At 45.1% G+C, this 13251-nt stretch carries 9 protein-coding genes and 1 riboswitch; of the genes, 5 read left to right on the top strand and 4 right to left on the bottom strand.

What is annotated here, in order from left to right; translation table 11 throughout:
- Window positions 1-2: 2 nt before the first annotated feature.
- The 3 genes from M3I01_RS18195 to M3I01_RS18185 form a co-directional block, all read right to left on the bottom strand.
- Complete coding sequence (locus M3I01_RS18195) at window positions 3-2153, bottom strand: FAD-dependent oxidoreductase (RefSeq protein ID WP_255897382.1); 2151 nt, start codon at window positions 2151-2153, stop codon at window positions 3-5.
- 224 nt (window positions 2154-2377) lie between these two features.
- Entirely contained in the window at window positions 2378-3586 is a 1209-nt protein-coding gene (locus M3I01_RS18190) for an MFS transporter (RefSeq protein ID WP_255897381.1), read from the bottom strand.
- A 245-nt stretch (window positions 3587-3831) separates the two neighbouring features.
- On the bottom strand, window positions 3832-4761 hold the full coding sequence (locus M3I01_RS18185; protein WP_255897380.1) for a DMT family transporter: 930 nt from the start codon (window positions 4759-4761) through the stop codon (window positions 3832-3834).
- 151 nt (window positions 4762-4912) lie between these two features.
- Window positions 4913-5110: riboswitch (FMN riboswitch) on the bottom strand.
- Between the two features lie 155 nt (window positions 5111-5265).
- Here M3I01_RS18185 and rarD point away from each other — a divergent pair.
- Complete coding sequence (rarD, locus tag M3I01_RS18180; RefSeq protein ID WP_255897379.1) at window positions 5266-6180, top strand: EamA family transporter RarD; 915 nt, start codon at window positions 5266-5268, stop codon at window positions 6178-6180.
- 700 nt (window positions 6181-6880) lie between these two features.
- Here the strand turns inward: rarD and M3I01_RS18175 are convergent.
- Window positions 6881-7234 (bottom strand): hypothetical protein, encoded by a 354-nt coding sequence (locus tag M3I01_RS18175; RefSeq protein WP_275565240.1) that lies wholly within the window; start codon window positions 7232-7234, stop codon window positions 6881-6883.
- Window positions 7235-7612: 378 nt separating this feature from the next.
- On the opposite strand from M3I01_RS18175, the gene M3I01_RS18170 reads away from it, so the two are divergent.
- The 4 genes from M3I01_RS18170 (at window position 7613) to M3I01_RS18155 (ending at window position 13245) form a co-directional block, all read left to right on the top strand.
- Entirely contained in the window at window positions 7613-8638 is a 1026-nt protein-coding gene (locus M3I01_RS18170; RefSeq protein WP_255897375.1) for a LacI family DNA-binding transcriptional regulator, read from the top strand.
- Window positions 8639-8823: 185 nt separating this feature from the next.
- A complete protein-coding gene (locus tag M3I01_RS18165; protein WP_255897374.1) occupies window positions 8824-9855 on the top strand; it encodes an ABC transporter substrate-binding protein in 1032 nt (343 codons plus the stop codon).
- Between the two features lie 85 nt (window positions 9856-9940).
- The gene (locus M3I01_RS18160) at window positions 9941-12175 is read left to right on the top strand and encodes an ABC transporter permease (protein WP_255897373.1); all 2235 of its coding nucleotides are present in this window, start codon (window positions 9941-9943) and stop codon (window positions 12173-12175) included.
- Window positions 12172-13245, top strand: coding sequence for an ABC transporter ATP-binding protein (locus M3I01_RS18155; protein ID WP_255897372.1), 1074 nt, complete (start codon window positions 12172-12174; stop codon window positions 13243-13245). Before M3I01_RS18160 ends, M3I01_RS18155 begins: the two co-directional genes overlap by 4 nt.
- Window positions 13246-13251: the final 6 nt, after the last annotated feature.

Here is a 13251-nt window from a genome sequence, read left to right as displayed (position 1 = left end):
ACTTAACCTCGACGCCATGTATGGTATTTTTCGACCCAAGCCAATATGCGCTCTGGTGTATGAGCGCGTTTCCACTCGCCTGCTGCGTATTTATTGGATTCCGCCCATGTTGGGTAGGTATGAATCGTGCCTAAGATTTTATTCAAACCTAAGCCGTGTTTCATTGCTAAAACAAACTCAGCCAATAACTCGCCAGAATGTTCTCCCACAATGGTAACGCCCAAGATTTTATCTTTCCCCGGCACGGTTAAGACTTTCACAAAGCCTTTCGTCGCGCTTTCTGCAATGGCGCGATCTAGGTCATCAAGACCGTAACGAACCATTTCATAAGCGATGCCTTGCTCTTTCGCATCTTGTTCACTTAAGCCAACGCGAGCCACTTCAGGATCAACAAAGGTCGCCCATGGAATCACTCGGTAATCTGCACGGAATTTTTTGAATGTACCAAACAACGCATTCACCGCTGCAAACCAAGCTTGATGAGCGGCAACGTGAGTGAATTGATAAGGACCCACCACATCGCCTACCGCAAATATGTTCGGAAACAAGGTTTCAAGGTAATCGTTGGTGACGATAGTACGCTTGGTTTCAATGCCTAAGTTTTCTAAACCGTACCCTTCAAGACGTGCTTGACGACCAACAGCACAAAGTAGCGCATCAAATTCAATCTCGCTTTCAACCCCGTCTTTTTCAACGATCAAGCGCTTAACATCCCCTTCTTTTTCACAACGAATCGCATTATGAGACGTCAGGATCGTGACGCCATCGGATCTCATACTTTTTTGAACAAGTTCAGACACTTCTTCGTCTTCTCTCGCCATAATTCGCGTTGCACGTTCAACCTGAGTCACCTTAGAACCTAAACGAGCAAAGCTTTGCGCCAATTCAGAACCGATTGGGCCACCACCTAATACGACAAGACGTTTTGGCGCTTCATCAAACTTAGCAAATTCTTCCCACAAGTTATCACTGGTGTAATAACCCACGTCATTCAAACCCGGTAAATCAGGGACAAAGGGACGCGCGCCCGTCGCCAGAACAATACTCCGCGCTGTCAAACACTGAGTGCCACCATCGTTTAGCTTAATTTCTACTGTCCAAGGATCAATTAATTGAGCGTAACCTTGTACAACGTCTACACCAAGGTTCGTATAGCGCTCGACACTATCATGAGGCTCTATTTTACTAATCACATCATGAACACGCGCCATGACTTTTTTGAACGAAAAGGTCGGCTCACTGCTGTCTAAACCATAGTGTTCAGCATGACGCATTTGCTGCGCTACTTTCGCACTCTTGATCAAAGCCTTACTTGGGATACAACCATAGTTGAGGCAATCGCCACCCATTTTATTGGCTTCGATTAGCGTCACTTTGGCTTTTACCGCCGCTGCAATGTAAGCACTTACTAAACCGCCAGCACCTCCACCAATAACAATCAGATTACGGTCAAATGTTTTTGGCTTAGTAAAACCCGCGTACACACGACGCGCTTTAATAACATTCAATAATTTTTTAGCAATCAAAGGGAATACGCCTAACAAAATAAAAGACAACAGCAAGGAAGGCGATAAAATACCGGATAAACTTTCTAACTGTCCCAATTGCGTACCCGCATTAACGAAAACAAACGTGCCCGCCAACATACCAACTTGGCTGACCCAATAAAATGTCACTGCACGAATAGTCGTCAGTCCCATCAACAAATTGATTAAAAAGAAAGGGAAAATAGGAACAAGACGAAGCGTAAACAAATAAAACGCGCCTTCTTTTTCAACGCCTTCATTGATCGCTTTAAGACGATCACCAAAGCGCTTTTGCACCATGTCTTGAAGCAAATAACGCGAAACAAGAAACGCCAAGGTCGCACCAATGCTACTAGCAAAAGAAACGATAAGCAGACCCCAACCTAAATCAAACAATGCACCCGCCGCCAGAGTCATAATCACAGCACCGGGTAAAGACAAGGCAGTTACAATGACATACAAAATCAAAAATGCGCCACCGACGAGCAGAGGGCTTTCAGCCCGCCATGTTTCAAACTGAGCGAGGCCGGACTTCAAACCCTGCAATGTTAATAACTGGTGCAGATCAAAATAGAAAAACCCCGCAGCCAAAATAGCGATTAACACCAACAATCCGATTTTCTTCATTACCAACGCTCCAACAGAGCCTTTCGACTCGGGAAAAATAAAATAGCTCAATTAAGTGAATGTTAGTTAGACACAATACAGGCTCGAATTATTACAGCAAGATAGATTATTTTTAAAAGTAGAAGCTAAAACACGCAAAACAAATACGAGACAGGAAAAAATGAAGACCGCGTTTAGCGAGAAAAACGCGGTTTAGGTAAGCATCTAGCAGAGAAAGCAGACCACTAAGAGACGGTTTTAATACGCCCAGCCAAAAGACTAAACAAAATACCGAAACAACAAACACACAATACCAACACCACCAGTCCAGACAAACCGTAAGCAACTAAGGCAGTAGCAAACGTTGGCGGTCCTACTGTCGCACCAAGATTACCAAATTGGGCCAGCAAACCATAACCTTGAGCCTGCTCGCTTGGGTTACGTGCCAACGTTGGAATCATCGCCAACGAAGCACCTGGCACCATACCAAGAAACAACACCATGACACCAACCACCAAACAAAACAACAGCGCCGTATCGCCAATCAATGACAAAACCAGCGCACTGATCGCCACACCAGAATACGCGACCAATGCCACTCGTTGAGGTCGCATCCAGTATTGCGCAATGGCGCCCGCTAAAAATGTTCCACTCGTAGTGATTAAAGGCAATAGAACCAACATCCACTTCTGCAAAGACAGCTCGCTGATCAGACCAGGTACATAAGTCAACACAGACACCAGAGTGCAGGTATAAAATAGGAAAACAAAGCTCGGTAAAAGAGCACGTGGATTACGGTAAATCCTCATCATTTGAGAAAAGAATCCACCTTGGTTGTCAGCAGCAGGCGCCAAATCCAACACGGGGTTTTTCCTCAAAATGACCAGTAACACGACACCGATGGTCGAAATCAAAATACCATGACTCAAAAACAACGTAGACAAGCCATATTGATCTAGAAGGTTTTTACCGACCCAACCGCATACCGCAAACGCAACGCCAAAAAACGTTCCCCAGATGCCCATCGTCAATGATTTATGCTGAGGCGCGCTTAACTTCGCAATTAACGTTGGCGCAGCCACAACAACGCCTAACTGAGAAAGTCCTTCTAGTATTCTGGTGACAAACAACACATTAAACGGCGGTAAAAAAGATTGAATAAACGACAAACAGCCACCCAGCAGCAAAGCACCTACCAACACTTTTAAATACCCAACACGGCTAGCAATCATGCCCGCAGACACACCAAACACTAACCCAATTAATCCCACCGCAGACAGCGCAGCGCCTGTTAATGTTGCCGTGGTTTGATAATGATTTAACAAGGTATCAAAGGAGACAGAAAACTTGGCAAATTGCATGGCGGCAGAAATCCCCGCAATCCAAAGCAAAATGATTTCCAACCATTGCGTTTTTGATGCAACAACCGACGAATAAGAGGGGGTACTTGGCATTGAGCTTCCTTTTGTAGACCAGATATAAGCCATCAAGATCGAGCGACGCACTTAAAGTTGACCTTATGGACAAATATAGAGCGCTATTCTAAAACAAAAAGTAGCAAAAAAGGGTGACTATTTACGGAATCAAAAGAGGAAATAATACCGTATGAGAGCAGCACCTCGAACGGCAAAACAAATGAGAGAATAAAAGACTAGCAAAAAGCCTGACCTATAAAGCATCCGGCTTTTTGCCATCAATACTACTGAGCCGCTGACGCTAAATCCGTTCTTCTCAGCTCTTTCATGCGCAGGCCGATGTTGCCGAAAATCAACATCAAGCCGCCGATGATTTGATAACCCGTTAATCCCATGTCCAAGAACAGCCAATTAATGGCGGCGGCAAACACAGGGAAAGACAGTTCGGCCAAAGTGGCGAGTTGTGCGGGTACGGTTTTGAGCCCTTGATAATAGAACCACATCCCGATGAATCCGCTCAACAAGGCCATGACGATGACTAAGCTGAAATCCACCGATGTCATCGTCGTCAAGCTATCAGATTGCGCCAACGCCAAAGGCAATAACACCAACAGTCCAGCCACAAAGCGACCTGACATAATCGCATTCGCTGGCATGTGCTGATGGGATAAATATTTACCGCACACCGTCGCGGCGCCCCATGCAATCACCGCAATCAACGTGTAGCCATAGCCTTTTAAAAGGCTCGCGCTATCACTCGAATAATGCCATTGCGCATCGCCCAACAAACGTAGATCTGGCCACATCATCACAAAGCTGCCGAATAAAATAACCGCCGCCCAGCGAAGAAAATGCGTTTCAATTTGTTCTTTTAATAGCCAATACGCTAGCAAAATTGCCACGATGGGCTGTAACTTTTGAAGTAAGATAACAACGGTTGGATTCAAATAATGAAAGGCTTCGGTGAACGCCAAGGTCCCCATGGCCGAACCGATACCGCCAATAAAAAACAAACATGAAAAGCCACTTATCGACATATGTCGATAAACATGGCGATAGCGCCACAGCATAGGACTGACAAACAGCACCAAGGTGAGATGTTCAATTAATACAATTTGTAGAGTGGAATAACCCGCGCCCAACAAAGGGTAACGAATTAAGGTATCAAGTGCCCACGTGAAACACGCGATCATGATAAAAAATGTACCTGCCATCTTTGGTTTCTCCAGCGAATAAGATGTACAGGGGTGATGAGGAATATACCAAGCCGTTTACATAACCAAGGGAATGCAAACTAAAACGCATAAATGGCGCCAACGAACAGAACCATCACTCAATAAAGAGTCATGTTTTTTTCGTTGCTTGGTCGATCTTCTATCATCCGGACTGTAACCGTCGGCTCTGGAGTCTCACCAGATCTGCTGACCTTAATTCGATGTACCATAACGACAGATTCGTCATCACAATAAAAAGAATGAAGCGCTCGCGGGCTGTTTGATTAGATTAGCAAACCTATTCAAAATCACCGCCGGTGGGGAGTTTCGCCCCGCCCCGAAGTTCGATTAATGTAAAAAATTATCGTTTAACTTTAAACGCATCATCTTATTTAGGCAATAAGAACTGTGAACACGATAGTGAAATACTCTGTTTCTAACGCGCGTCATATTCCTATACACTCACTCTCTAAAAATAAACATTCATTGAAAAGGATGATTTCAATGCAAAGCTCTTCTCGAAGTGGCATTTTTTATGCGCTAACGGCGTTTACTCTGTGGGCCATCGCGCCTATTTATTTCAAAGAGATGTCTTTCGTGTCCGCGACGGAAGTCCTTGCTCATCGAGTGATTTGGTCGTGCCTTATCGTCTTGGTTTTAATCATTTTACTGCGTTATACCAATGCATTGAAAACCGTCTTGCGATCACCTAAAACTTTGATGGCCATGCTTGTATCGACGATTTTGATCGGGGTGAATTGGGGGACATTTATCTGGGCGATACAAAACAATCAAATGTTAAGCGCCAGTTTGGGGTATTACATTAACCCATTAATTAGTATTTTATTGGGTGTCATTTTCTTTAAAGAAAAGCTGGATAGAGTACGTAAAGCGGCAGTCGTTCTGTGTTTCTGCGCCGTGGTTTTTGAAGTCATTCAGTTTGGCTCATTGCCTTGGGTTGCGCTTTCCCTAGCGATTACCTTTGGATTTTATGGTTTAGTACGTAAAAAAATAGCTGTTGATAGCTTTACCGGCATGGCGATTGAGACAGCCATTCTTTTGCCTTTCGCTCTCTTGTATTTAATGATGAGTGATTCCCCTACTGCCAATATTTTCGAAAATAATGCGAGTATAAATTGGTTACTGTTTGCTGCGGGTCCTGTCACTATGGTTCCGTTAATGTGCTTTGCGGCGGCGGCGAACCGAGTCAGTCTCGTGACGCTGGGGTTCTTCCAATACATTGGTCCAACGGGGATGTTTTTTCTAGCGGTGTTCTTATATGACGAGCCATTAAGCGCGGAAAAACTCACAACCTTCGTGCTTATTTGGTCCGCTCTTGCCATGTTGATTGTGGACTCTATTCGTCGCATACGAAAAACTAAAGCGGTGAACTTCACGTCTAAAAAAGAAACTCTGTAACTCTACCCATTTATACATGACTCGCTACGGGTCATGTATTCTCAATAATCTAATTCACACCAATTAGTTCCACCAATATCACTCTCTTTTTTGTTTTTTTTCATCTCAGGCCTCACAATCGCGGCCTGTTTGGCGACTGACTATTTGAGGACGCCCCACTTACCTCATGTGAGATATATCAAACCCGAGTCCATGTACGAACATCTAGACGAAATAAAACAAGCCGATTGGCTTCTTTTCCCTCAGTACTGGCAACTTAACGCATTGATTTATGGTCTGAAAAGACGTATTTTTCAAGTCTTGCCTCCTACATGATAGGCCATGATAGGCCATGATAGGCCATGATAGGCCATGATAGGCCATGATAGGCCATGATAGGCCATGATAGGCCATGATAAAGTAGAAATGACGCGTACATTTCGTACCGTCGTCCCACAACAACATCCTTATACTATCATTGCAGCAAACACACCTTATGAAGCCGAACGAATCTAGGGTGAAAAAAACATTCAGCACGACGTCAACACAGAGCGGCTCAATTATCTAAACGAGCAACACTTACTGTCGACAGCCAACTTAATGGTGCAGCCTATTGGATTTTAAGAACTGGTTTGAAAGTAGAGTAAGAATCAAATCGAAAAATAGCGGCCATGGTATGTCATAACGTCATGCCTATTTTTTAACAAAGAAAGTAAAGGCCCTATTTTTGCTTTGCCAACGTCTTCATATTATCTAGAGCGGCTTTTAATGCTTCCTCCACCCCTACGCTGAGACGCGTTTTTCCTGAGCAATCATGAATAACCGACGCATAATCTGTTAAAAGCTTTTTCTGTGTATAGCGTTCATCAAGATGTCGAAAAAAAGATTTTCTTTGTCTTTCAAACAGCCTTTGCATTAGCTTTGCTCGATCCGCATTTCCTCCGTACATGCTTAACAACCTGGGAGTAATAATATCATGTTGGAGAAACTCGCTGTAAGCAGACAAACCTTTATGAATGAGTACCATGTCACCAGCATCATATTGATCAGAAGATTCGTCTAATTTTATATCCACAAAATCTACCAGCGCGAGGCAGGAGTTTATTTCGTTAATTGACGGTCCCGCGGCAATGATTACCGGCGAGCACATCAAACTAATGATAAAGATGAGGTTCTTATACATTCCCAAAGCCCTTCTCCTTTTTAGTATTTGAAAAGACGAATCCAAGTCACGCTCGAGTACAACAAAAAAGTTGTTGTGAATTATTATCAATAGTATTTCACATTTCTAATCAAAAAAGGAGAAAAGACCGAGCGGAATCGACGCAACATGGAATAAGAACTAATCCGTTTTTGGCAAAAACACGTTACGTTACGCACATCGAATCCAATGTAATGTAAACTATTAAAACTGTCAGGAAGGTCGTGATTTAACATTCATCAGAGCAAAAACATGAACAAGCGCAATGCCACTTCTGCCGATGTCGCCATTTTGGCGGGCGTTTCTCAATCAACGGTATCGAGAAGTTTTGACCCAAATAGCCGAATATCTGAGCCAACACGTCAGCGCGTTTTTGTCGCCGCAGAGCAACTGGGTTATCAGGTAAATAAAGCCGCTCAAACCATGATTAAAAAGCGCAGCGACCTAGTCGGTCTTGTAACCGCTGGTCTGGAAGATCCGTTTCGTTCAGAGTTTCTACATAAATTAATCATCGAAGTACAAAACTGTGGGCTTCGTCCCATGGTGATGGACGTCTCCAATCGACAAACCATCGATGAAGACTTACAAGGGCTGATTCAATATCAACTCAGCGGCGTCATTATTACCTCTGGTACACCCAGCGAAAGTATTGGTAAAGCCTTCATCAAACACGGTACTCCCGTGGTATTAGTGAATCGAACTGAACATTCTGACGAAGCAGACATCGTCAATTTAGACAATGAAAATGCTGGCGCAATGGCCGCCGAAGCCTTTCTGAAATCCGGTAAAACCAATCTTGTCGTTATACGAGCCAAAAGCCCAAGCTTCAGTAGCGTAATGCGCGCTAAAGGTTTCTTAAATCATCTAAGCCCTTATCTGGATAAAGGCACCGTTCAGGCAAGTGAAGTCTTTTGTGAAGCAGGAAACTATGAAAGTGGTTACCAGATTGCCACCCACATATTGGCACTTAAAAACCGCCCAGATGGTGTGTTTTTCTGCATGGATCATATTGCCTGTGGTTTTTTAGATGCCGCGAAAAAACAACTGTCCACCAGCGACCTACGATCAATCGGTGTGATTGGCTGTGATGATGTGGCCCTCGCAAGCTACAAATCGTACGATTTAACCACGCTCAGACAACCCTCAACAACCATGGCAAAAGCGGTGATGCAAACGCTGCTAAATAGATTGAAGTTACCCTCATCTCCTCCGAGTAAACAAGCTATTGCGGCTAAACTTATCTACCGCTCTACCTTAACAAAACCCTCCAGCGATTAATCTCCCCCACCAATAATCAGGTTTTTTACACTCGGTATTTCGTTACCTATTGATCACAATAGAATTTTTATTTCGTTTTTATTTTTTTTGAAATTATCCTTTCGTTATCGTAATTTGCCTAGTATGCTTATTTTGTTGTTCATACGTATGCACAACTATTCAAAACATCAGGAGGCAATATAAAAATGAAAAACTCTCCCTATATCCTTAGCCTTGCTCTCGCGACAGCGGCGACACTCAGCGCCGCACCTGCGATGGCAAAAGGTAAGCTAAATGTTATTTGTTCAACCGATACAGATTGGTGTAGCTTGATGGAAACAAGCTTTGAAGCAGAAACAGGCATTGATGTCGCTCTTATTCGTAAGAGCTCAGGCGAAGCTTACGCTCAACTGCGAGCGGAATCGAAAAATCCAAAAATTGATATTTGGTGGGGTGGCACCGGTGATCCACACCTTCAAGCGGCGGCAGAAAAACTCACTCAAGTGTATAAACCTAAAGCCCTTCCTGATCTACGTGATTGGGCTCAGAATCAAGCAAAAGTATCTGGTTATCGTACTGTCGGTGTTTACGCGGGCGCACTGGGCTTTGGCTACAATGAAGACATTCTAAAATCCAAAGGACTTCCAGCACCACAATGTTGGAAAGACCTCGCCAAGCCAATCTACAAAGGCGAAGTGCAAGTTGCCAATCCTAATTCATCCGGCACGTCATACACGGCGTTGGCGACTTTTGTGCAAATGATGGGCGAAGATCAAGCATTTGATTACCTTGCTCAGCTACATAAAAACATCAACCAATACACAAAATCCGGCTCTGCGCCGATTAAAGCCGCGTCCAATGGTGAAACGGCCATCGGTATCACCTTCATTCACGACATCGTCAAGCAAGTGAAAAAAGGTTACCCCGTCAAAGCCGTCGCACCTTGTGAAGGTACTGGTTATGAAGTGGGATCGATGAGCATAGTAAAAGGCGCTCGTCATTTAAAAGAAGCGAAGATATGGGCCGAGTTTGCCTTACGTCCAGATATTCAAACCATGGCCGAAAAAGCCAATGCTTATCAAGTACCATCCAACAAATCGGCAACCACGCCACCAGGCGCGCCTGACTTCGATACTCTAAAACTGATCGATTACGACTTTGCAAAATATGGGTCTGCGGACACGCGCCAACATTTGTTGCAACGTTGGGATGCTGAGATCAAATCTCTACCACGTTAATCATTCAGACACATTTGGTTTTTCCTGAGATCTGCTGGGTCATCGCACCCAGTAGAGACTCAAGTTACTGTTTGGAGTATCGATCGTGAAACACTCTTTTATCCCGTGGCTGTTACTCGGCTGGATCGGCTTTTTTCTAATGCCGTGGTATCTGCTTGAAGATGGCTTTTGGTCCTTTGTTTGGTTAACCGACGGTTACCCATCCGATCTGTATTACGCGCCAGCAATTCTACAAGGAATACTTGGTGACAAGCTCTGGCTGCTGCCGTTAGCCTTACCTTTAATCGCACCATTACGGCTCATTTCATTACAAAAGAATGACCCACGATACAGCCGCTACCTGATTTTTTCGGGGGCTTTTGGCCTTATTTACCTGATGTCTCAAGGCTTTGCCATTGGTATCAGTGGTTGGCAGTTTGTTGGGTTAGACACCTTATTTGGTGAGTTAGAACAACAGCAATATGGCTTAGGTTACGGCGCCATGCTCTGCGGTTTGTCTTTTTTGATACTGCTCACGACAGGGCTCGCAGCAACCGGTTTTTTGAAGGGCGATGTATTTGTTACTGGTAGCATAGGTTTGATCGTTGCTTTGGTTGGCTTGTTTGTTTTTTTCCCCGTTAGCCAAGTATTGATCAGCGCCTTTATGAATAACGACGGTGTGTTTGCGCCGACCGCGTTCTTTGGTAAATTATTTAGCGATAACATTTGGTCATTATCCTGTTTAAGCGATGGTTATACTTGCGGAACCGCTTGGAATTCTCTGACGTTGGCGCTTTTGACAGCGACTATCACGACCTTGCTCGGTTTGTCCTTCGCATTAGTGGTAACACGCACCGGCTTTCGTTGGAAAAAATTCTTACGCCTGCTCACCGTTTTACCGATTATCACACCGCCTTTTGTCATTGGTTTAGCGCTGATTCTATTATTTGGCCGCTCTGGCGTAGTAACAGAAATCGTCGCTGATGTGTTCAATATTGAGCCCGGTCGATGGATCTATGGCATGCCCGGTGTTTTTTTCGCTCAAGTACTGTCTTTTACCCCTATTTCCTTTTTGGTGTTGATTGGTGTTGTTGAAGGCGTTAGTCCTTCAATGGAAGAAGCCTCTCAAACCTTGCGAGCAGACCGCTGGCATACTTTTGTTAACGTCTCTCTGCCGCTCATGCGTCCGGGCTTAGCCAATGCCTTTTTACTTGCCTTCATTGAAAGTTTGGCCGATTTCGGTAATCCGATGGTGCTTGGCGGTGATTTTGACGTGCTATCTACGGAAATATTCTTCGCCATTGTGGGCGCGCAAAACGACCAAGGTTATGCGGCAGTATTGGCCATCATTTTGCTATTTTTCACCTTGAGTGCCTTTTTTCTACAGCGTCATTGGATCGGCAAAAAATCGTACACTACCGTGACAGGAAAAGCGGATTCCGGCACGTACATGGGCTTAAACCATGGCATGAAACTGGCGTGTTACATGACAGCTCTACCTTGGGCAGCGTTAACCATCGTCATTTACGGCATGATCATGTTTGGTGGCTTTGTGCAGAACTGGGGCTACGACAACAGCTTTACTTTCCAGCATTATCAGGATGCATTTTCTATTGGCTGGGGGGAATTTGGTGTCATTTGGGAAGGTGCCGCGTGGGATTCTCTGTGGACGACACTGAGTATTTCAGCCATTGCCGCACCATTCACCGCCATCGTTGGCTTGCTCACCGCTTACCTATTGGTACGTCAGCAGTTCAAATGGAAAAGCGCTTTTGAGTTTGGCACCATGCTGAGTTTTGCTATTCCAGGCACGGTTATCGGTATCAGTTATATCCTTGCCTTTAACGTTCCACCGTTGGAACTCACTGGCACGGGCGTGATTCTAATTATCTGTTTTGTCTTCCGTAATATGCCTGTTGGTGTACGCGGTGGCATTGCGGCGATGAGCCAATTAGACAAGAGCTTAGATGAAGCCTCATTGACCTTGGGCGCAAACAGTCTAATGACGTTCCGACGCATCATACTTCCGTTATTACGTCCTGCGATTATCGCGGCGTTGGTGTATAGCTTCGTACGAGCCATCACCTCGGTCAGTGCGGTGATTTTCCTTGTCAGTGCCGATCACAACATGGCGACGTCTTACATTATTGGGCTGGTAGAAAACGGCGAGTACGGCATTGCCATTGCCTACTGTAGCGTACTGATTCTAGTCATGTTGACCACAATCATCGGCATCAATGTGTTTGTTGGGGAGCGTCGCTTAAGACGCAACGTATCTGTCTCTGCCTCAACAACATCATCCTCTAATTCAGGCCCTTCTCTAAAGGAGAAACACGCATGAGTCTTCATTACAAATCAGGCTCAGTGAGCTTTGAAAACGTCATTAAAACCTTTGGCAATGTGACTGCCATTGATAACGTATCTTTCACTATTGAACCGGGTAACCTTGTCACCTTATTAGGGCCAAGCGGTTGCGGAAAAACCACTACGTTACGAATGCTGGCGGGGCTGGAACACCCAACGTCTGGGCGCATCATGATTGGTAACAAAGACGTGACGCATCTGCCCGCGACCGATCGTGACGTCAGCATGGTGTTTCAATCTTATGCCTTGTTTCCTCACATGACGGTGGCTGAAAACGTCGCCTATGGTCTGAGCGCCAGCGGCGTGAACAAAGTCGAAGCCAAAGAAAAGAGTGAGGAAGGATTAGAGTTGGTTGGCTTAGAAGGCTACGGAGAACGTTATCCCAGTGAATTATCGGGTGGTCAGCAACAGCGTGTCGCCGTGGCTCGCGCCTTGGTTCTCGAACCCGAAGTCTTGTTACTTGATGAGCCATTATCAAATCTAGACGCCAAATTACGTCGCCACGTTCGTGAAGAAATTCGCGAACTTCAGCAAAAAATCGGTTTGACCGCGGTATACGTCACCCATGATCAAGAAGAAGCGCTTGCCGTGTCTGATCGTATTATTGTGATGAACCGCTCTGTGATTGCTCAAGAAGGCAGCCCTCGTGAACTGTATGAGGCGCCAGCTTCAAGCTTTATTGCCGACTTTATTGGCGACGCCAATCTAATCGACGCCGACATCATCGCTACCGACGGTCAAACCGCGGAAGTGGCCGTTGGCGCATTGCGTTGTTCCTTGCCACAACGTGACTTTAGCAAGGGCCGCGTACAGTTGGCGGTACACCCAAGTTCTGTCCGATTATCCAAGCTTGATCATCAATCGACGGGGCTCACGGGCAACGTCAGACGAGCAACCTATTTAGGCAACCAAATGCAATACGATGTCGATTCTGAAGTGGGTAGCTTATTCGTCGTTGACTATCGTGTTGAGCAAGCAATTCCCGTCGGTTCCGATGTGTCTATTGCGTTTTCAAATCGCGGTCTTGCATTAGTTAAGACAGCTTAGAGTGGA

The sequence above is a fragment of the Marinomonas maritima genome (genome assembly GCF_024435075.2).
GTDB lineage: Bacteria > Pseudomonadota > Gammaproteobacteria > Pseudomonadales > Marinomonadaceae > Marinomonas > Marinomonas maritima.
The sequence above is the reverse complement of the archived record's forward strand: the minus strand, read 5'-3'. Positions and strand labels throughout refer to the sequence as shown.

Coding starts and splice junctions, on each gene's coding strand:
- M3I01_RS18165 (WP_255897374.1), top strand. CDS start 8,824: ATGAAAAACTCTCCCTATATCCTTAGCCTTGCTCTCGCGACAGCGGCG.
- M3I01_RS18185 (WP_255897380.1), bottom strand. CDS start 4,761: ATGGCAGGTACATTTTTTATCATGATCGCGTGTTTCACGTGGGCACTT.
- M3I01_RS18170 (WP_255897375.1), top strand. CDS start 7,613: ATGAACAAGCGCAATGCCACTTCTGCCGATGTCGCCATTTTGGCGGGC.
- M3I01_RS18190 (WP_255897381.1), bottom strand. CDS start 3,586: ATGCCAAGTACCCCCTCTTATTCGTCGGTTGTTGCATCAAAAACGCAA.
- M3I01_RS18155 (WP_255897372.1), top strand. CDS start 12,172: ATGAGTCTTCATTACAAATCAGGCTCAGTGAGCTTTGAAAACGTCATT.
- rarD (WP_255897379.1), top strand. CDS start 5,266: ATGCAAAGCTCTTCTCGAAGTGGCATTTTTTATGCGCTAACGGCGTTT.
- M3I01_RS18195 (WP_255897382.1), bottom strand. CDS start 2,153: ATGAAGAAAATCGGATTGTTGGTGTTAATCGCTATTTTGGCTGCGGGG.